General features: G+C 64.1%; 19 protein-coding genes. 8 read left to right on the forward strand and 11 right to left on the reverse strand.

Annotation, left to right across the window (positions count from 1 at the left end; all coding sequences use genetic code 11):
* Positions 1–174: 174 nt before the first annotated feature.
* From ABIB45_RS00105 to ABIB45_RS00120, 4 genes are all read right to left on the reverse strand, one after another.
* Positions 175–1,011, reverse strand: coding sequence for an amino acid ABC transporter permease (locus ABIB45_RS00105; RefSeq protein WP_354213847.1), 837 nt, complete (start codon positions 1,009–1,011; stop codon positions 175–177).
* A complete protein-coding gene (locus ABIB45_RS00110; protein ID WP_354213848.1) occupies positions 1,008–1,658 on the reverse strand; it encodes an amino acid ABC transporter permease in 651 nt (216 codons plus the stop codon). The genes ABIB45_RS00105 and ABIB45_RS00110 overlap by 4 nt, the downstream gene beginning before the upstream one ends.
* Before the next feature lie 112 nt (positions 1,659–1,770).
* Positions 1,771–2,658, reverse strand: a complete 888-nt coding sequence (locus ABIB45_RS00115) for a glutamate ABC transporter substrate-binding protein (RefSeq protein ID WP_354213849.1) — start codon at positions 2,656–2,658, stop codon at positions 1,771–1,773.
* A gap of 72 nt (positions 2,659–2,730) precedes the next feature.
* Positions 2,731–3,486, reverse strand: a complete 756-nt coding sequence (locus ABIB45_RS00120; RefSeq protein ID WP_354213850.1) for an amino acid ABC transporter ATP-binding protein — start codon at positions 3,484–3,486, stop codon at positions 2,731–2,733.
* A 116-nt stretch (positions 3,487–3,602) separates the two neighbouring features.
* Between ABIB45_RS00120 and ABIB45_RS00125 the strand changes: the two genes are divergently transcribed.
* The 4 genes from ABIB45_RS00125 to ABIB45_RS00140 all read left to right on the forward strand — a co-directional run bounded on the left by ABIB45_RS00125 (position 3,603) and on the right by ABIB45_RS00140 (position 6,468).
* Entirely contained in the window at positions 3,603–4,388 is a 786-nt protein-coding gene (locus ABIB45_RS00125; protein ID WP_354213851.1) for an LOG family protein, read from the forward strand.
* Positions 4,389–4,411: 23 nt separating this feature from the next.
* Complete coding sequence (locus ABIB45_RS00130; RefSeq protein ID WP_354213852.1) at positions 4,412–4,825, forward strand: DivIVA domain-containing protein; 414 nt, start codon at positions 4,412–4,414, stop codon at positions 4,823–4,825.
* A complete protein-coding gene (locus ABIB45_RS00135; protein ID WP_354213853.1) occupies positions 4,822–6,069 on the forward strand; it encodes a putative hexosyltransferase in 1,248 nt (415 codons plus the stop codon). The genes ABIB45_RS00130 and ABIB45_RS00135 overlap by 4 nt, the downstream gene beginning before the upstream one ends.
* Positions 6,070–6,300: 231 nt before the next feature.
* Positions 6,301–6,468 carry a DUF3117 domain-containing protein gene (locus ABIB45_RS00140; RefSeq protein ID WP_009357720.1) on the forward strand — a complete coding sequence of 56 codons (168 nt, stop codon included), beginning with the start codon at positions 6,301–6,303 and terminating at the stop codon, positions 6,466–6,468.
* 89 nt (positions 6,469–6,557) lie between these two features.
* Here the strand turns inward: ABIB45_RS00140 and ABIB45_RS00145 are convergent, their stop codons facing one another.
* Positions 6,558–7,190: an O-methyltransferase gene (locus tag ABIB45_RS00145; protein ID WP_354213854.1), complete on the reverse strand. Its 633-nt coding sequence runs from the start codon at positions 7,188–7,190 to the stop codon at positions 6,558–6,560.
* Between the two features lie 228 nt (positions 7,191–7,418).
* On the opposite strand from ABIB45_RS00145, the gene sigE reads away from it, so the two are divergent.
* From sigE to ABIB45_RS00160, 3 genes are all read left to right on the forward strand, one after another.
* Entirely contained in the window at positions 7,419–8,036 is a 618-nt protein-coding gene (gene sigE, locus ABIB45_RS00150; RefSeq protein WP_354213855.1) for an RNA polymerase sigma factor SigE, read from the forward strand.
* 8 nt (positions 8,037–8,044) lie between these two features.
* Positions 8,045–8,878, forward strand: a complete 834-nt coding sequence (locus tag ABIB45_RS00155; protein WP_354213856.1) for an anti-sigma factor — start codon at positions 8,045–8,047, stop codon at positions 8,876–8,878.
* A gap of 69 nt (positions 8,879–8,947) precedes the next feature.
* On the forward strand, positions 8,948–9,364 hold the full coding sequence (locus ABIB45_RS00160) for a twin-arginine translocase TatA/TatE family subunit (RefSeq protein WP_354213857.1): 417 nt from the start codon (positions 8,948–8,950) through the stop codon (positions 9,362–9,364).
* Positions 9,365–9,376: 12 nt separating this feature from the next.
* Here ABIB45_RS00160 and ABIB45_RS00165 read toward each other — a convergent pair whose 3' ends face one another.
* From ABIB45_RS00165 to ABIB45_RS00175, 3 genes are read right to left on the reverse strand one after another with little or no spacing between them, the layout of a single operon-like run.
* Positions 9,377–10,504 carry an Mrp/NBP35 family ATP-binding protein gene (locus tag ABIB45_RS00165; protein ID WP_354213858.1) on the reverse strand — a complete coding sequence of 376 codons (1,128 nt, stop codon included), beginning with the start codon at positions 10,502–10,504 and terminating at the stop codon, positions 9,377–9,379.
* A gap of 11 nt (positions 10,505–10,515) precedes the next feature.
* Complete coding sequence (locus ABIB45_RS00170; RefSeq protein ID WP_354213859.1) at positions 10,516–11,280, reverse strand: DUF1003 domain-containing protein; 765 nt, start codon at positions 11,278–11,280, stop codon at positions 10,516–10,518.
* Positions 11,273–12,556: a magnesium transporter MgtE N-terminal domain-containing protein gene (locus ABIB45_RS00175; protein ID WP_354213860.1), complete on the reverse strand. Its 1,284-nt coding sequence runs from the start codon at positions 12,554–12,556 to the stop codon at positions 11,273–11,275. Before ABIB45_RS00175 ends, ABIB45_RS00170 begins: the two co-directional genes overlap by 8 nt.
* Before the next feature lie 76 nt (positions 12,557–12,632).
* Here ABIB45_RS00175 and ABIB45_RS00180 point away from each other — a divergent pair, with 76 nt between their 5' ends.
* Positions 12,633–13,616: a YflT domain-containing protein gene (locus ABIB45_RS00180; protein ID WP_354213861.1), complete on the forward strand. Its 984-nt coding sequence runs from the start codon at positions 12,633–12,635 to the stop codon at positions 13,614–13,616.
* A gap of 249 nt (positions 13,617–13,865) precedes the next feature.
* Here the strand turns inward: ABIB45_RS00180 and ABIB45_RS00185 are convergent, their stop codons facing one another.
* The 3 genes from ABIB45_RS00185 to ABIB45_RS00195 all read right to left on the reverse strand — a co-directional run bounded on the left by ABIB45_RS00185 (position 13,866) and on the right by ABIB45_RS00195 (position 17,170).
* Positions 13,866–14,699: a carbohydrate ABC transporter permease gene (locus tag ABIB45_RS00185; RefSeq protein WP_354214399.1), complete on the reverse strand. Its 834-nt coding sequence runs from the start codon at positions 14,697–14,699 to the stop codon at positions 13,866–13,868.
* An 80-nt stretch (positions 14,700–14,779) separates the two neighbouring features.
* Positions 14,780–15,766: a carbohydrate ABC transporter permease gene (locus ABIB45_RS00190; RefSeq protein WP_354213862.1), complete on the reverse strand. Its 987-nt coding sequence runs from the start codon at positions 15,764–15,766 to the stop codon at positions 14,780–14,782.
* Positions 15,767–15,799: 33 nt separating this feature from the next.
* Positions 15,800–17,170 carry an ABC transporter substrate-binding protein gene (locus ABIB45_RS00195; protein WP_502909075.1) on the reverse strand — a complete coding sequence of 457 codons (1,371 nt, stop codon included), beginning with the start codon at positions 17,168–17,170 and terminating at the stop codon, positions 15,800–15,802.
* Between the last annotated feature and the right edge of the window lie 15 nt (positions 17,171–17,185).

Raw genomic sequence — 17,185 nt, forward strand, 5'->3', positions numbered from 1 at the left:
GACCGGACTTCCGGATCCTCAAAGGTCATGATCCGCCCGGCTGAAGCGGCGTGCATGGGAAAGGCCATGATCAGCCGACACTGCAGGTTGCAGGCGGCCCGATCATGGCCGTTGGCTATGTGGCAGACGCTATTAGGCGGCGTGCGCCGGTGCCATTTGCGGGTTGTGGTTGCTCTATTTGACCGGCGCAATCACCGCAGTGGGAGCCTTGGCCACCCCGCCGGCTGCCTTGTTGGATCCGCGGCGTTCAATCCAGACGGCGATCCGTGACACACAGATGTTGATCGCGATATAGATGGCGGCGGCGGCGAAGAAGATGGGAAACAGGAACGCGTTGCCCAGGAAGTCAGCCATGACCTGCACCGCGCGGAGGAGTTCGCCGTAGGCCACGATGTAGCCCAGCGAGGTGTCCTTCAGGAGGACTACCAGCTGTGCCACCAGCGATGGCATCATGCGGCGGACGGCCTGCGGCAGTTCGATCAGCATCCGGGACTGGAAGCTGGTCAGGCCGATGGTCAGGCCGGCTTCCCGTTGCCCCTTGGGCAGCGACTGGATGCCGGCGCGGATGATCTCGGCGAAGATGGCGGCGTTGTACAGGACCAGCCCCGCCACCACGGCGACGAAGGAACTCGTCCCGAACACCAGCAGGACGAACAACATCATCAGGACAACTGGCATACCACGGAGGAACTCCAGGAGCACGCGGGCGGGGACCCGGATCCAGGCGACCAGGGAGATCCGCAACAGGCTGAGCATGAGTCCGAGAGGGAAAGCAATAACTGCGGCGATGGCAGCGGCGCTGAGCGTAGCCCCGATACCGTTGCCGAGCAGGGTCCAGACGTCGCCGCGGGTGAAGATTGCCCAGCGGCGGCCTTCAAAAATTCCCTGCTGGGAAAGCGTCATGGCGATCCATGCCAGCAGGCCGACGATCACCAAGGTTCCGATCACTGAACCGATGAGGGAGACCCGGCGGGCCTTGGGGCCGGGAACGTCGTACAGGACTGAAGTCATCGGGCAATCGCCACCTTTCGCTCCACCGTGCTGGCCAGGACGCCCAGCGGAACGGTGAGGAGCAGATAGAAGAACGCCACGCCCAGAAGCACGGCCATGACCTGGTCGCCGTTCGCGTTGGCCATCTGGCGGCCGTATCCGAACAGTTCAAGCACGAAGAACGCGCCGGCGACCGAGGAGTTCTTGACGAGGGCAATCAGGATGTTGATCAGCGGCGGGATCACCGTGCGGAGGGCCTGCGGCAGGATGATGAGAGAGAGCACCTGGCCAAACTTCATGCCGATGCTGCGCGCGGCCTCCGCCTGGCCGATCGGCACGCTGTTGACGCCGGAGCGGACAGCTTCAGCGATGAAGGCGGCGGTGTAGGCGCTGAGGGCGATGATGGCTGCGACTTCGAACTGCTCAAATTTGACGCCGAGCCGGGGCAGGACGATCGCCGCAAAAAAGAAGGCGATAGTCAGTGGTGTATTCCGGAGGATTTCCACGTACACGGTGCTGAAGCCTCGAAGGGCAGCTATGGGGGAGACGCGGGCCGCGGCCAGAAGCGTCCCGACAATGAGCGCGATGATCCCGGAAACGACAGAGAGGAATAGCGTGCGGAGAAGACCTTCCCAGTACAGGGGGAGGTTTTCGAGAATGACGTCCATAGGATCCTTCGGCTCTGGGCGTAGGGGGTCGAAAAGAAGGCTGGCAGTTTCCGGGGATCCGCTCTTCAGCGGACACCCCGGAAACTGCCCTCGCTACCGGTAGCGGTGCTGCCTAGTAACGGACGATGGCCGGAAGTTCAGGTGCGGTCTTGATGACCGATCCTGCGGTTGCTTCCCAGGCCTTCTTGTAGGACCCGTCCTTGCCGAAGGCCTCAAGCTGGTCGTTGATCCAGTTGCGGAATTCGGTGTCATCCTTCTTCACGCCGATGCCGTAGGGCTCCTTGGTGAAGGTTTCATCGGAGGCCAGCTTGAAGGCGTCCGGCTCCTTGTCAACGAAGCCGGCGAGGATGACGTTGTCGGTGGTGATCGCTTCGACCTGCTTGTTCCGCAGCGGCTCCAGGCAGGCGGAGTAGGTGGCTGCCGGAACGAGTTCAGCGCCATACTTGTCCACGATGGTGGCGGCTGGGGTGGAGCCGGTCACGGAGCAGACCTTCTTGCCCTTGACGTCTTCGGGCTTCTTGATCGAGTTGTTGTCCTTGTTGACCATCAGCGCCTGGCCTGCTTGGTAGTACGGGCCTGCAAAGCTAACAACCTGCTTGCGCTTGTCGTTGATGGTGTACGTGGCGATGACGAGGTCAACCTTGCCCTGCTCGATAAAAGGTTCGCGGTTGGCGGAGACCGTTTCGGACCACTCGATCTTGTCCGCGGAAATACCCAGCTTGGCGGCAATGAGTTTGCCCATCTCGACGTCGAAGCCGACGGGCTTTCCGTCCAGTCCGACCTGGCCGAAGAGCGGCTGGTCATACTTGGTGCCGATCTTGATGGTTCCTGCCGAGGCAATCTTGGCCATGGTGGTGCCCGCGGCGAACGTGGGCTTTTCGGCAACGGTGGGGTTGTTGCCTGTGCCGGGGGTGCCGCCGCCACAGGCGCTCAGGGACAAAGCCAAGGCGGCGGTGGCCGCCACGAAGAACGACTTCCGGCGGGTCATAAATGCCTTCATGACATTCCTTTCATTGGTTGGCCGTGGTTACGGCCAGGATGCGAGCTGGAGTGTTGGTGCGTTGGTGGGAACTCAGTGGGTGAGCAGCTTGGACAGGAAGTCCTTGGCACGGTCGCTCTTGGGATTGGTGAAGAATTCCTCCGGCGTGGAGTCTTCTACGATCTGGCCGTCGGCCATAAACACAACGCGGTCAGCGGCCTTCCGCGCAAAGCCCATTTCATGCGTGACCACCACCATGGTCATGCCTTCCTTGGCCAGCTGGATCATGACGTCAAGGACTTCGTTGATCATTTCGGGGTCGAGGGCGGAGGTGGGCTCATCAAAGAGCATGACCTTCGGCTTCATGGCCAGGGCGCGGGCGATGGCCACACGCTGCTGCTGTCCGCCGGAGAGCTGGGCCGGCAGCTTGGGGGCCTGGTGTCCCACTCCGACCCGCTCGAGCAAAGCCATGGCTTCCTTGTCCGCCTGCGCCTTGGCTACGCCTTTGACCTTGATGGGCCCCAGCGTCACGTTCTCGAGGATGGTCTTGTGCGCGAAGAGGTTGAAGGACTGGAAGACCATGCCGACGTCGGCGCGCAGCTGAGCGAGCTCCTTGCCTTCCTCCGGCAGCACCTTGCCATCAATGCTGATGGTGCCGCCCTCGATGGTTTCCAGGCGGTTGATGGCACGGCACAGGGTGGACTTGCCCGAGCCTGACGGCCCGATGACCACAACTACTTCGCCCTTGCGGACGTGGAGGTTGATGTCCTTCAAAACGTGCAGCTGACCGTAATGCTTATTCACACCGTTCAGGGAGACGAGCGCATCGCCGGGCACTTGAGTAGTCATAAGAAGAATCTAGCGAACAAAGACCGGATGTGCCGGGAATCATGGCATGTTGCTGCTGATCGTGATTCAAGAGATACCTGCCGCGGGCACGGCGGATGGGGCACTAGCCTAGGGGGATGAGCATTAACGCAGATCCGGCCAAAACTTCCCAGCCGCGCCGAAAGGGGCCTCTCGAACTACGCCGCAAGCAGGCAGCAGTCGAGATGTCCGATCAGCATCTGCTCGACACTAAGGGCGCAGGGCAGTTCGTCCATTCGGATCCTTGGCGCGTCCTCCGGATCCAGAGCGAGTTTGTGGAGGGGTTCGGCGCCCTCGCCGATCTGGGGCCGGCCGTCAGCGTGTTCGGTTCGGCGCGGACCAAACCCGGCAGCCCGTACTACGAAATGGGCATGGCCGTGGGCCGCCACCTGGCCGCAGCCGGCGTAGCAGTCATTACCGGTGGCGGTCCAGGTTCCATGGAGGCCGCCAACCGCGGAACGGTGGAAGGCAATGGAGTCTCCGTGGGCCTGGGTATTGAATTGCCCTTTGAACAGGGCCTGAACCAGTGGGTGGACCTGGGTATCAACTTCCGCTACTTCTTCGCCCGGAAGACCATGTTCGTCAAGTATGCCCAGGGTTTCATCGTCCTTCCCGGCGGGCTGGGGACACTGGATGAACTTTTCGAGGCAATGGTCCTGGTCCAGACCCGGAAGGTGACGTCGTTCCCGATCGTGCTCCTCGGGGTCGACTTCTGGGGTCCGATGATCGAATGGATCCGGGGGACACTGGTGGCCGAAGGCATGGTTTCCGAAAAGGACCTTGACCTGATACTGGTGGTTGATGATCCCGCCGAAGCGGTGGAGCGTGTGCTGCGCGGCACGGCCCCGGTCCCCTCCACCAACGGAGAGCAGCGGCCCGAATAGCTGGCGCGTCCACATCTGGCACGATGGATGCTGTGAGCTTTTTCCTCGTATTCCTCGCCGTAGTGCTGATCGGCGCCACCCTCTGGGCCGGAGCCGGTGGCCGCCGTCGCATCCTCGGCAGGTTTCGTCGGGGCACGAAGTCCGACGCCGCTCCCGCTGACGATGACGATGAAGCGCCGGGCGCCGGGCTGCTGTACGCGGGATTCACCCAGCCGCCTGCCAACCTGCCGCCGGTGCTGCTTCCCGCCAATGCTGCACCGGACGACGTCGATCGCGTCCGTTTTTCCCTCGGCCTCCGTGGTTACCGGATGGACCAGGTGGACCAGGTCCTTGACGAACTGCGCGATCAGCTCGCCGCCAAGGACACGGAATTGGGGCAGCTCCGGACGCGGCTCCTGAACGCCGAGCGGCCGGCGCGGCCGGAGGCCGGCGCTTGAGCACTGAAACGGGGGACCGGACTGGCCCGACGGCGTCAATCACCGTCCTCGGCGCCCGCGCCGCGGGTGCGATTCGAGGCTGGCCGTGGTGGCTGCAGGTGACTGTCCTGTATGCCGCTGCGCGGCTGGTCAGCGCGTGTATTTTTATGGCCGCGGCCCTGCACCAAGGCCCCAACCCCTGGTTTCCGCCGACGCCCGACTACTGGAATTTCATCAACATCTGGGACGCGCGGTGGTACGGCCGGATTATCACGGACGGGTATCCCGCACCCCTGCCGACGGACGGCGCGGGCAACGTGCAGGAAAATGAGTGGGCGTTCTACCCGCTCTTCCCGATTCTTGGCCGGGCGTTCGCCGGCCTGACCGGGGCCAGCCCTGCGGCGGCGCTGACTGTGGTGGCTATGGTTTCTGGGCTGGGCGCCGCCCTGGCCGTTTACTGCCTATTCCGCCACAAGGCTTCACACAGTGCAGCTCTGTGGGGAACAGCATTCTTCGCTACTTTTCCCGTGTCCGCCATTTTCCAGGTCCCTTACGCCGAACCACTGACGATTTTCCTATTGGCTGTGGCGCTGTTGCTGGTGGTCCGGCGGGACTACTTGTGGGCCATGCCCGTGGTGCTGCTCCTGTGCCTGTCCCGCCCGGTGGGTGTTCCGTTTGCGGCCATGCTGGGCCTCCTCTTCCTCGCCCGGTTGGTGGAACGTGTGCGTGGAGGAGAGGCAGGCTTGGTTGGTCTGCGTGAGCTCGTGTCCCTTGCCGGCCTCACCGTCGTATGTGGTGCCTCTGCTCTCCTCTGGCCGGCCGCGGCCTGGGCCGCAACAGGCGACATCGCGGCCTATACCAAAACCGAAACCGTGTGGCGGGGCCACGACCTTGTGCTTTTCAAGCCGTGGTTCGATACCGGCGTGGACCTTTTCGGTCCCGTGCTGGGAATACTGGCGCCCTTTGTCTTCGCCGGCCTCTTTGCGCTCCTGCTGTTCTGCCCGCCGGTGGTGCGGCTTGGTGCGGAGCTTCGCCTGTGGTGCGCCTGCTATATGGGGTACCTGCTGCTGTTCCTGCACCCCCAGACCAGCACCTTCCGCATGCTGCTTCCGCTGTTTCCGCTGGCCCTCGGCGCCGCGCTGCTCTCCCGTTCGAGGGCCTACCGAGGCACTGTCGTCGCCACGTTTGTCTTGCTCCAGATCGTGTGGATCGTCTGGCTGTGGGCGTGGGCGCAGCTTCCCGGCGGGGGCGATTATCCGCCGTGATCACATGCGGCTCCGAACCGGCGAATGGACGAATCCGACGTGGGCGTAAATGTCCATCGATTAGCTACGTGCGGGTAATTACAGGATAATAGGTAGTAAGCAGGGACAACAGAATTCAGTATGTTCAGCATGGCGGTATAAGTACGGGCCGCCATAGTGGCTTGACTTGATCATGCGGACACAGCCCGCCCGGGCTGACTGTCCTGGGACTAAATGGAGGGGGAATTCCTCATGGCGGCTATGAAACCACGCACCGGCGACGGCCCTATGGAAGTCACTAAGGAGGGCCGTAGCCTGATCATGCGCGTACCGCTCGAAGGCGGCGGACGGCTTGTGGTGGAACTTAACGCTGCGGAGGCGGCCAACCTTAAGGAATGCCTCGTGGGCGTTACCGAATAACTTCGGGACCAAAGAGTTTTGCGGGGCTCCCGATAGAACAGGGTCCGCAGCCGGCTGGCCGCGGACCCTGTTCTATCGGGAGCCCTGTTCTATTTCTTGACCGCTACCAGCAGGCCGTCGCCGGTGGGAAGCATCGCCGAAGCGAGCCGGTCGTCGTCGCGGATTGCCTTGCCCACCTGGCGCAGGACAACAGTGTTGGCGTCGCGGGCGGCAGGGTTGGCAACGCGGTCCTTGTCCAGGGCATCGTTGATGATCAGCAGTCCGCCGCCTTTCAGGAGCCGGACTGCCTGTTCCACGTAGCCGGGCAGGCCGGGCTTGTCGGCGTCGATAAACACCAGGTCATAGGCAGCGTCGGTCAGGCGGGGCAGGACATCGCCGGCACGGCCGGAGATGGTCCGTGTGCGGTTGGCCGGACTGCCGGCTTCCGAAAACGCCTCACGGGCGGCCTTCAGGTGCTCGACGTCCACATCGATGGTGGTCAGCACCGCATGAGGGCCAAGGCCCCGCAGGATGCACACACCCGAGACGCCGGCCCCCGTTCCGATTTCGACAGCGGTCTGGGCCTTGGACCCTGCAGCCAACACGGTCAGGACCGCGCCGACACCCGCCCCGATGGGGGTAACGCCCAACTCGAAGGATCGCTCCCGGGCACGCAGCATAACCTCGTCCTCGGCGGGCAGATCTTCTGCATAGGACCAGCTCGTGGACTTGTCGGCGCTCATGGAGGATTCGCTTTCTGGGCGGCAGGGGAGTGTTTAGTACAGCCTACTGTGTCCGGGGTCCCAGCTGCGGGAAGGAATCCGTTGCGCCTTCGGCTGAAGAGCGCCGCAGGTCAGGAAATTCCCAGCCAACTTTGAAATGATGGAGATCCGCTCATCCGCGAGGTGGTCGGCGCCGAATAAGAGATGTCAACAGTATCCGGTCGAAGCAATCCACGAGGGGAGTGGACGATGTCAGCATCAGATGTGGCACCTGTCCCTGCAACAGATTTTTCTACCGCTGTGTGGGTCCGGCCCACCTGGGAAGAAGTGGTGGCCAACCACTCCGCCAAGGTCTACCGGCTGGCCTACCGCCTGACTGGAAACAAATTCGACGCCGAGGACCTCACCCAGGAAGTGTTCGTGCGTGTCTTCCGTTCCCTGGAGAACTTCAAACCTGGCACACTCGATGGCTGGCTGCACCGCATCACCACCAACCTGTTCCTGGACCAGGCACGCCGGAAGAGCCGCATCCGCTTCGACGCGCTGGCTGAGGACGCAGAGTCCAGGATTCCGGGGCGTGAACCCGGGCCGGAGCAGAGCTTCGAATTGAACAACCTCGACCTTGACGTCCAGGCCGCCCTCGAGGAATTGCCGCCGGACTTCCGCGCCGCCGTCGTCCTCTGCGACTTGGAAGGCCTGTCCTACGACGAAGTGGCCGCCGCCCTCGGCGTGAAACTGGGAACGGTGCGTTCGCGGATCCACCGGGGCCGGACCATGCTGCGCGAAAAGCTGGCCCACCGAGATCCCCGACCACAGCAGGGCCGAAAGCCCAAGCTTTCACTGCCGCGCATCGCCAGCATCCTCTGATCGGCGCCATGACGCTCCAGAACCCCTTCGTCCCCCGGCATCACCGCGGCGCAGACCACCTGCAGGGCTGCGGCGAGTGCGCAGCGACGGTCAAGCGCGAACGCGAGTACATCCAGCGCCTCCGGGAAGCCAGCGTGCCGCCTGCCAGCGGTGACCTCACAGCGCGGCTGCTGGCCAGGACCGAACTGCTCGCGGCCACGCCCACCCCCGCCCCGGACCAACACCCGGCCGTGCGGGTCCTCGCGCTCGCGGCAGGAGGCACGGCCGCGGCTGCCGGAATACTTGCCGTCAGCGCTTTCGCGCTGGCGGGGGACGGCATGCCCCTGGCAGCAACCATGAACGGGAGCCTGGTGCAGCACGCTGCTCAGCTGCCCGCTGACGGCAGGAATCTCACGGACCCGCAATTGGCCGCCCTTCGCTCCGAGGGATGGGTCTGCCCTGATTTCGAGACCCTCGGCTTCCATATCCGGAGCGCCAATGCCGTCACGCTCAACGGCATGCCTGCGGTGGAGCTGCACCTTTCAGATGGGCAGCACTACGCCACGGTGGTAGAACAGCATCCCGTGGACGGCGCTGCGAAGGACGGGAGCCTGGTGGTCAGCAAACTGGCTCCCTGGACCGCTACGTACGAGACGGCGGCAGGCAGGTTCACGCTGGAGTCCGATCTCCCCGCTGACAACGCCCTTCCGGTGCTCCAACGGCTCAGCGGTGTTGCCGTCGAAGGAATCGACGCCGGCAGCAGCGCCGGGCCAGACGCCGGCCAGGCCGCGGCACATGACGAATCGCCGGCAGCCCGGCTGGAGCGGGGAATTCGCAAAATGGGCGAGGTGCTGACCCGGTGATCTTGGCAGGTTTCCGGCCCGGCGCGCAGGAATCGTCAGAGCGGCTTCGTAGAGGGTAATCTTCCTAAAGTGTTTGGAATCAACGGCCCCGAGTTCTTCCTGCTCCTGATCATCGGCATCCTGGTGATCGGTCCCCAACGGCTGCCCGAATACACCCAGAAGCTCGCAAACCTGGTAAGGGAAGTGCGCCGCATGGCCTCCGGCGCGCGGGAACAGATCAAGGAAGAAGTGGGGATCGACATCGACGATGTCGACTGGAAGAAATACGATCCCCGGCAGTACGACCCGCGGCGCATCATCAAGGAAGCGCTCCTGGACGATGACACCAAAGCTGTCAGTGCCGGCGCCCCTGCCGCTGTAGCTGCCGTCTCCGGCGCCGCAGTGGCTGCTGCCGGCAGTGCGCCTGCAGCAGCCTTCCGGCCGGAACGCGTGGTGCAGACGCTGCCGCCGGGCACAGCCGCCCCGTTCGACTCCGAGGCCACCTAGCCCGCATAGCTGTCAGCGCGGCTGCAGCCCCAGCTTCAGTCCTGTCAGGCCACGTGGTTTGGCTGCAAGTTTGCCGGCTATCGCGGTCAAGGCAAGGGCCGCCGGAGTCTCCGGCCCGCTGAGCACAATGGGCGCTCCGGCGTCGCCGCCCTCCCGCAGCAGGATGTCCAGCGGAATTTGTCCCAGTAGCGGAACGTCCGCCCCCACTGTCGCGGTAAGCCTTTCGGCGAGGACCGCCCCGCCGCCGCTTCCGAACAGTTCCATCCGCCCGCCGTCGGGCATTTCCAGGTAGGACATGTTTTCGATGACGCCGGCCACGGACTGCCCCGTCTGGGTGGCGATGGCGCCGGCGCGCTCGGCGACGTCGGCCGCTGCAGCCTGTGGCGTGGTGACCACCAGGATCTCCGCCCTGGGCAGTAGCTGGGCCACGGAAATCGCGATGTCGCCGGTGCCGGGCGGCAGGTCGAGGAAGAGGGCATCGAGGTCACCGAAGTAGACGTCGGTCAGGAACTGCTCCAGGGCACGGTGGAGCATCGGGCCTCGCCAGGCGACAGGCTGGTTGCCGGTGACGAACATGCCGATGGAGATCACCTTGACGCCGTAGGCCACCGGCGGCAGGATCATGTCGTCCACACGGGTGGGAGCCTGCGTGATGCCCATCAGCGCCGGAACAGAGAAGCCATAGACGTCGGCGTCCACTATCCCCACCCGCAGCCCCTGCGCGGCGAGGGCGCACGCCAGGTTCACGGTGAGGGACGACTTCCCCACGCCCCCTTTTCCGCTGGCCACAGCGAAGACCTTGGTCAGCGACCCCGGCTCGTTGAACGGAATGCCACGCCGGCCGCCGGCGCCGCGGAGTTGCTCCTTCAGGGCATCCCGCTGGGCCTGGTTCATCACCTTCAGGTCGACCTCGACGGCGGTCACGCCGGGAACTGCGGTCAGCGCCTTTTCGGAATCGGCCGTAATGGTGTCCCGCAGGGGACAGCCGGCGATGGTGAGCAGGACCGCCAGCCGGACTCGGCCCTCAGGGGTGACGTCCACGGAATCCACCATGCCCAGTTCCGTGATGGGACGGCGCAGCTCAGGATCGATCACGGTAGCCAGCGCAGCGTGGACTGCCTGCTCCAGGGTGGTGCGCATTCGGGCAGGGCTCAGCTTTCGGGGGTAGGGATGTGCTTTGGGCCGGCGGTGGTGTCCTGGACGGGAGGGGCGGCGCCGCTGGCTGCTGGTTGATTGGCTGCGTGGCTTGGTTTGACCTTCGGAATCTGCTGCGTGCGGGGGTTCCGCTGTTTGTCACGCTTTTCCTTCAGCTTCTCCTTGACCTTGTCACGCGGCGACTCGTGGGTGCCGGATCCCGCGGGATCATGGGTCCGCAGTTCCTCCTGGGCTTCGAGCATGTCCTCCAGGAGCGAGCGCAGTTCCGCCCGGACGTAATCGCGGGTGGCCACTTCGCGCAGGGCGATGCGCAGCGAAGCCAGCTCCCGGGTGAGGTACTCGGTGTCGGAGAGGTTGCGCTCTGCCCGCTGCCGGTCCTGCTGGAGTGAGACCCTGTCCCGGTCGTCCTGCCGGTTCTGGGCAAGCAGCAAAAGCGGGGCCGCGTAGGAGGCCTGCAGCGAGAGCATCAGGGTCAGGAGGGTATAGCCCAGCAGGCGGGAGTCGAACTGCCATGCCTCCGGTGCCCACGTGTTCCAGACCAGCCAGACCACCACAAAGACTGTCATGTAGACGAGGAACTGGGGCGTGCCCATGAACCGGGCGAAGCCTTCAGTGGCATGGCCAAAAGCATCCGGATTGGGTGAGAACTTCGGCAGGATGCGCTGGCGGCCGCTCAAGGGCGTGTCCAGGCCGCCCTTGGATGGCGCCTTCGCTTGGCCACGCTGGGCCCCTGGATTCTTGGGGGCGCCGGTGTCAGCCAATGCGGCCTCCCAGTCTTCTTATCGGGGCCTCGCCGTCATAGGCGCGCCAGTCGTCCGGCAACATGTGATCCAAAACGTCATCAACAGTCACCGCCCCCACCAAGCGGCCGTCGTCGTTGACCACGGGGAGGGAGTTCAAGTTATAGGTTGCCAGGGTCCGGGCTACCTCGCTGATGTGGGCCTGGTCGGACAACGGCTCAAGGTTTTTGTCCACCAGGTTGCCCAACGGCTCGAACGGCGGGAAGCGCAGGAGCTGCTGGATGTGCACCACGCCGAGGAAACGGCCGGTCGGCGTCTCCAGCGGTGGCCTGGCAATGAAGATGGAAGACGCCAGAGCCGGGGACAGCTCTTCGCGCCGGACGTGGGCCAGCGCCTCGGCAACGGTCGCCTCGGGGGGAAGGATGACCGGAACCGGCGTCATCAGGCCACCAGCTGTGTCCTCGTCGTATTCGAGGAGCCGCCGGACGTCCTCGGCGCCTTCGGGTTCCATCAGCTGCAGCAGTTGCTCCGCCTGGGCGGAAGGCAGCTCGCCGAGGAGGTCGGCGGCGTCGTCGGGATCCATCTCTTCCAGGACGTCGGCGGCGCGCTGGACATCAAGGGCGGAAAGGATTTCCACCTGGTCATCCTCGGGGAGCTCCTGCAGGACGTCGGCGAGCCTTTCATCCTGGAGTTCGCTGGCCACCTCGAAACGGCGTTTGTCGCTCATCTCCTGCAGGGCTTCGGCAAAGTCAGCGGGCTTCAGGTCCTCGTGGTTGGCCACGAACTGCGTGGCCGCCTGCGGCTCGGTGCGGGCGCCCTGGAGGGCGTCGGCCCAGTCGATGATCATGGTCTCGTTCCGCCGTAACCGGCTCAGCGGGGAGAGCGAGTGTCCCCGGCGGACGAACAGCTTGCTCACGAACCAGTCGCGGGAGCGGTGTTGGTCCATAGCGATGTCCTCGATGGTGGCGTCGCCGCTGCCGTCGCGGAGCGTGACCCGGCGGTCGAACATTTCCGCAACCACCAGGGTCTCGGCGCCGCGCTGTTCAAAGCGCCGAAGGTTGACCAGCCCTGTACAGATGATCTGCGTCTGGTCTATCGAGGTGATGCGGGTCATGGGCACAAAGACGCGCTTCTTGCCGGGAACTTCGACGACGATACCCACCACGTGCGGGGCGCCGCGGCTTCCGCGGGAGAGCACCACAACATCGCGCAACCGGCCCAGACGGTCGCCCAAGGGGTCGAAGACGTCAAGACCCAGAAGGCGGGCCACAAAGACGCGCGAAAGATTTGTGCTCACGTCTACAGGCTACCGAGTCTGCTCTCTTTTAGCTGAATTTCAGGCGGCACACATGCCGATGGGCAAGAATGGGAGTATGTCAAACATTTTTGGTGCTCCCAAGGCCGTTGGCCCCAACGGGCCGGACGACTCCCGCACGGTTCCTGCCGGTGACACCGTCGGCTCGTACACCTCTTACTTGGATGCCCAGAAGGCGGTGGACTACCTCGCCGACCAGCAGTTCCCGGTCCAGATGGTTTCCATCGTGGGCAACGAACTCAAGATGGTGGAAAGGGTGACCGGCCGCCTCAGCTACCCGCGCGTGGCGCTTTCCGGTGCGCTCAGCGGTATGTGGTTCGGCTTGTTCGTCGGCGTGATGCTGTCCTTCTTCGCGCCATCGCCGGGCTACTTCTCCATCCTGGCGTCAGTACTGATGGGTGCTGCCTTCTTTATGCTGTTCGGCATCGTCACCTATGCCATGCAGCGCGGAAAGCGGGACTTCACCTCGACCAGCCAAGTGGTGGCCACCAACTACGACGTTGTAGTGTCAGCGGAGGCCGCCCACGAGGCACGCCGCCTGCTCCAGCAGCTGCCCATGACCCGCTCGGATGCGGCCGCCGCCCCGTACACACCATCGGGCTACCAGAACCCGCAGTACGGCCAGCCGGGACAACAGTACGGCCAGCCGGGACAACAGTACGGCCAGCCGGGACAACAGCAGGGCCAGGCACCCGTCCGCCCCTCAGGCTGGAACGACCCCTACGGCCAGCAGGGCGCCGGCACTCAGGGCACTGGCACTCCGGCCCCCGGTGCTCCGGCCCCCGGTGCTCCGGGCCAGGACGCCGGCCAGGGCAATGCTGCAGTCGCAGGGCAGGACGGGCAAGCAGAGGCCGCGCCCCAGCCCGCCGCGGCCCCCGTCGCAGCGGTCCGCTACCCCGACCTTCCGGACGGCCGCCCCCAGTATGGTGTCCGCGTCGGGGATCAGCCTGCTACGGGCCAGCCTGCTGCAGGCCATCCTGCTTCGGGCCAGCCGCAGGCTCAGCATGAATCCGCCAGGGACAGCGGGGAGTCCGCCTCGTAGGAGGCTGCGCGACGTATGCGCTGGCGCGTCCAAGCGCTCACGTTCCAAGGGACGCAGGACGCTCTGGCGGGGCGGAACAGGAGCGGGCCGCCCAGCAGGGCGCGTGGCCGGTGCCCACGAACAGGCGAGTGGTCGGTACGCACGACACCGGGCCTGCGCGAAGCCATAAGAGGCACAAAAAAGAACTCCGGGCGAACCTGGCGATGGCCGGGTTCGGACGGAGTTCTTTTGCCCGGAAGGTTTCCCCGGCTATTTGACGCTGCCGGCCGTCAGGCCGCCCACGAGGTACTTCTGGAACATGAAATACAGCACCACCACTGGGACGGCACAGACCAGTGATGCCGCCATCATCTGCGAATACACGGGGATGGCCCCGCCTTCAACAGCGGATGCGAAAACCTGCAGTGCAACTGCCGCGGTGTGGGTGTCCGGCCGGGTGAACACCGACGCGAACAGGACGTCATTCCAGCCCAGCAGGAAGGCGAAGATGGCCGAGACGATGATTCCGGGCCAGCTGAGCGGAATGATGATCCTGAAGAGGATTCCGAGGTTGGAGGCACCATCGATGCGCGCAGCCTCCTCCAGTTCCCGCGGCAGTCCACGAAGATACGTGACCATCACCCAGGTTGAGAACGGCAGCGCGAACGTCAGGTACGCGATAAACAGGCCCCACAGGGTTCCGATAACGGTCACACCCAAGTAGGTTCCGGCAGAGGAGAACAGCACAAACACCGGGAGCAGCATGAGGGTTCCCGGGATGGACTGGAGGCCCAGCAGGCCGCGCAGCACCGTCAGGCGTCCCATGAACTCAAACCGGACCAGGACGTAGGCGGTGCCGATGGCCATCAGGGCGGAGACCACTGCCGTGGCCCCGGAAACGATCAGGCTGTTCCCGATGGCTTTCGCCAGGCCCACGGAATCCCAGATCTTGTTGTAGCTGTCCAACGAAAAGCTGCTCGGCCAGAACTCGCCGCTGGCGACGCCCACGTCTGTGTTCAGGGAAGCCAGGAAAATGTACAGGATGGGGATCAGGACTAGGGCGCAGAGCAGGACGGTGATGATGGCCAGCAACGGCCGCGGCATGAGGCGGGTGACCTCCAGGGCGGCATCACGCCGGGTGGGCTGTTTCGCCTGCCGCTCGATTGGGTTTGCTGCGTCGATGGTCATTTCTTTCCTCCCTCGTGCACGTCAAGCCGCACAGCGCGCAGATAGATGAACAGCGGAATGGCGATCAGTATCAACGAAACGACTGCCATGGCGGCGCTGAGGCCAAACCGGAAGCTCTGGAAGCTGGTGACATAGACCAGTATCGGAAGCACATTCACGTCCGATGGGGCCGGCGCCCCGAACAGGACGTAGGGGAGGGTGAAGTTGTTGATGTGGTTCAACGTGGCAAGCAGGAAAGCGAGCGAGACGGGACCCTGGAGGTACGGGAAGATCACGTAGCGCAGCTTGTTCCACCAGAGTGCCCCGTCCAGCGCGGACGCCTCATGGACCTCGTGGTCAACTGCCTGGAGGCCGGACAGCGCCAACAGATAGATGAACGGCCAAGCCGCCCAGATCTCCACCCACACCAGGGTCCAGTATGAGTTCGGGCCGTTGAGCCACAGCCCGCCATCCAGGCCGATATTCGTCAGCGTCACATTCACGATGCCGTCCGGCTGCAGCATGGTCCGCCACACGCTGGCCACCACGAAGGACGGCAGCACATAAGGGATCAGGAAGACTGATCGCACCAGCGCGCGGCCACGGTAGGCGTTCTGCGTGACGACGGCGGCGGCCACCCCCAGCGGGATAGTGACCACCGTGGAAATCACCGCGAAGGAAACGGAAAGCCAGATGGAGCGGAGCAAGTCACTGCTCGTGGCTGCTTCGATGTAGTTCTGGATGCCGATGAATTCGGCACTGACCCACCGGCGCAGGGTGTACTGATCAAGGTCGATCAGGGACATCCAGATACCGATGGCCAACGGGATAAGGATGACAAGCGTCATCAGGAGGCCGCCGGGTATCAGCAGCCACAACGGTCTGTTCTTTTCGCTCAGCCCTTTACGGCGCTTCCCGCTGGGGATGGGTTCGCCGGGTCCGGCGGCCGCCCCGGCGGTCGGACTGCTGTCCGACGGCCGGGGCTCGGTGACGCTGCTTGCCATTTTCCGTAACCTTCCGCAGTTGTTCGGTCGGTCTTACTTCTTCGCCCGGTCCAGGGCCGTCTGGGACTTGGCCTGTTCGTCCTTGAGCCGCTGGGTGAGGTTGGCATCGCTGACTGCGCCGGCCGAAAGGTCGGGAATGGACTGGACTACCACGTTTGTCAGGGAGAGCTGGACATCGCCCCAGGCGCCGCTGAACGGGGTGGCCACGGATTTGGCACCTGAGTCAAGGGCCGGTGCAAGCATCTCGTTGCTGGCAAGCTCCTTTGCCGCTGCCTGGCTGGCGGGAAGCTGGCCGAAGACCTTGAAGTAGTTGAGCTGAACATCCTTTTCGGTGATCATCTTGATGAAGGCGAAGGCGAGATCCTTCTGCTTCGAGTAGTCAGCCACCACGAGGTTGTCACCGGACAGGATGCTGGCAGCCGGCTTGCCACCGGAAGGATTGGACTTCTGGCCCGGCGGGACGGTGGGCATCAGGGCGTACTTGTACTTGCCCTTGACAGCAGAGGCATCCAGCGCAGGGATGGAGAGCGGCGAGGTCATGGGGAAGTAGGCTGCCTTGCCTGCAGCGAAAGCGGCCAGGGCCTGCGGGTTGGCCCAGCCGACGGAAGCGGGGTCCACTACCTTGTCTTTAGTCACCCAGCCAAAGTAGGTTTCGTAGGCCTTCTTGGTGCTGGGGTCATCGAGGCGAACCTTGCTGCCATCAATGATGGGGTTGCCTGCCTGGATGGACATTCCCCAGATGTACTTCCAGGGGTCGAAATTGTCCTTGTAGGCCACTGCAACACCGTACTGGTCGCCCTTGGTGAGCTTCTTGGCCTGCTCGGTAAATTCATCCCAGGTAGTGGCGGGCTTCTCAATGCCGGCGGCGGCCAGCAGTTCGGTGTTGTAGGCCATCACGAACGGCCGGCTCACGAAGGGGATGCCGATCTGGTTGTTCCCATCGGGGCCGGAAATGCCCAGCGCGGCGGGAACGAACTTCTCCTTGCCGCCGAGCTGGTTCCATTCGTTGTCACCCAGCTTCACGAATGCCCCGGTGGAGAACGCCGTGGGAGTAAAAGTGGTGCCCAGACCATAAACGTCGGGGCCCTGGCCCGAGACCACAGAGGTCTGGATGCGGGTCATCTCGTCGTTGGCGGTAGCGAACGTCTCCCACTGGATGTCGGCTCCGGTTTCCGCCTTGAACTTGGTGCTCATTTCCTTGAACCAGGCCTGCTGCTCCTGGGGATACTGCGCCGTTACGTTCATCAGGACGTTGAGCGTTTTGCCGGTACCGTCCACCTTGCCGCCCGTGGCGCCAGAGGTAGAACCGCCTGACCCGCCGGATCCGCCGCACGCGGCAAGCATCAGGACGGAAATAGTCGCTGCGGCAACAGCACCGAGGCGACGTGGTTTGGACATACCCATGAGACTTCTCCTTTG

The sequence above is a fragment of the Arthrobacter sp. UYCo732 genome (assembly GCF_040547265.1).
GTDB lineage: Bacteria > Actinomycetota > Actinomycetes > Actinomycetales > Micrococcaceae > Arthrobacter.

Bases quoted from the DNA above. Each gene is read 5' to 3' on its own strand.
- ABIB45_RS00190 (WP_354213862.1), bottom strand. From the start codon at position 15,766: ATGGCAAGCAGCGTCACCGAGCCCCGGCCGTCGGACAGCAGTCCGACC.
- sigE (WP_354213855.1), top strand. From the start codon at position 7,419: ATGTCAGCATCAGATGTGGCACCTGTCCCTGCAACAGATTTTTCTACC.
- ABIB45_RS00130 (WP_354213852.1), top strand. From the start codon at position 4,412: ATGGATGCTGTGAGCTTTTTCCTCGTATTCCTCGCCGTAGTGCTGATC.
- ABIB45_RS00140 (WP_009357720.1), top strand. From the start codon at position 6,301: ATGGCGGCTATGAAACCACGCACCGGCGACGGCCCTATGGAAGTCACT.
- ABIB45_RS00110 (WP_354213848.1), bottom strand. From the start codon at position 1,658: ATGGACGTCATTCTCGAAAACCTCCCCCTGTACTGGGAAGGTCTTCTC.
- ABIB45_RS00145 (WP_354213854.1), bottom strand. From the start codon at position 7,190: ATGAGCGCCGACAAGTCCACGAGCTGGTCCTATGCAGAAGATCTGCCC.
- ABIB45_RS00185 (WP_354214399.1), bottom strand. From the start codon at position 14,699: ATGCCGCGGCCGTTGCTGGCCATCATCACCGTCCTGCTCTGCGCCCTA.
- ABIB45_RS00120 (WP_354213850.1), bottom strand. From the start codon at position 3,486: ATGACTACTCAAGTGCCCGGCGATGCGCTCGTCTCCCTGAACGGTGTG.
- ABIB45_RS00195 (WP_502909075.1), bottom strand. From the start codon at position 17,170: ATGGGTATGTCCAAACCACGTCGCCTCGGTGCTGTTGCCGCAGCGACT.
- ABIB45_RS00105 (WP_354213847.1), bottom strand. From the start codon at position 1,011: ATGACTTCAGTCCTGTACGACGTTCCCGGCCCCAAGGCCCGCCGGGTC.
- ABIB45_RS00155 (WP_354213856.1), top strand. From the start codon at position 8,045: ATGACGCTCCAGAACCCCTTCGTCCCCCGGCATCACCGCGGCGCAGAC.
- ABIB45_RS00125 (WP_354213851.1), top strand. From the start codon at position 3,603: ATGAGCATTAACGCAGATCCGGCCAAAACTTCCCAGCCGCGCCGAAAG.
- ABIB45_RS00165 (WP_354213858.1), bottom strand. From the start codon at position 10,504: ATGCGCACCACCCTGGAGCAGGCAGTCCACGCTGCGCTGGCTACCGTG.
- ABIB45_RS00115 (WP_354213849.1), bottom strand. From the start codon at position 2,658: ATGAAGGCATTTATGACCCGCCGGAAGTCGTTCTTCGTGGCGGCCACC.
- ABIB45_RS00180 (WP_354213861.1), top strand. From the start codon at position 12,633: ATGTCAAACATTTTTGGTGCTCCCAAGGCCGTTGGCCCCAACGGGCCG.